Origin of the sequence: Pokkaliibacter plantistimulans, assembly GCF_003194385.1 — a bacterium.
GTDB classification, from domain to species: domain Bacteria; phylum Pseudomonadota; class Gammaproteobacteria; order Pseudomonadales; family Balneatricaceae; genus Pokkaliibacter; species Pokkaliibacter plantistimulans.
This window is the reverse complement of record NZ_LAPT01000116.1, coordinates 1-874: the sequence shown is the minus strand read 5'-3', so window position 1 is coordinate 874 and position 874 is coordinate 1. Positions and strand designations below refer to the sequence as shown.

Genomic DNA, 874 nt, shown 5'->3' with positions numbered 1-874 from the left:
GGGTAAAGGTAAGGACGTTGCCTTCCTCACTCTGCTGATCAGCCAGCGCGGCCGCCGTGGGGGCATCGTTGGTATTGGTAACGGTCAGGCTAAAGCTGCTGCTGACCGAAGCGCCACTGGTGTCGGTCGCGGTGACCCTGATGCTCAGGCTGCCCACATCGCCGTTATCCGGGGTACCGGAGAAGGTACCGGTGCTGGCATCAAAGCTCAGCCAGCTGGGCAGGGTGGAACCATCCGCCAGCGTCGCGGTGTAGGTCAGGCTGTCACCGGCATCCACGTCACTGAAAGTGCCTGCCGGGATGGTAAAGGTGAAACTACGGTCTTCGGTCGCACTCTGGGCACTGATCACCCCGGCGGTCGGGGCGTCGTTCACATTGGTGACGGTCAGGCTAAAGCTGCTGCTGACCGAGGCATTGCTGCCGTCGGTGGCGGTGACTTTGATACTGAGACTACCGACATCGCCATTGGTGGGCGTGCCGGAGAAGGTGCCGGTAGCGGCATTGAAGCTGAGCCAGCTCGGCAGGGCCGCTCCATTCGCCAGCGTGGCTGTCAGGGTCAGGCTGTCGCCGGCATCCACATCACTGAAGGTGCCTGCCGGGACGGTAAAGGTAAAGGCGCTGTCTTCGGTGGCACGCTGTGCACTGATTACTCCAGTAGTCGGTGCATCGTTCACATTGGTGACGGTCAGGCTAAAGGTACTGCTGACGGCGGCGTTGCTGCCGTCGGTGGCGGTGACTTTGATGCTGAGACTACCGACATCGTCATTGGTCGGTGTGCCGGAGAAGGTACGGGTGGTGGCGTTAAAGCTGAGCCAGCTCGGCAGCGCCGAACCATCGGCCAGGGTGGCGGTGTAGGTCAGGCTGTCACCGGCATC

1 protein-coding gene is annotated in these 874 nt (G+C 62.0%); it reads right to left on the bottom strand.

The window, feature by feature from the left end; all coding sequences use genetic code 11:
- Nucleotides 1-874, bottom strand: an 874-nt coding sequence (locus WH50_RS21945; protein ID WP_116453729.1) for a putative Ig domain-containing protein, incomplete at both ends; no start/stop codon positions are given.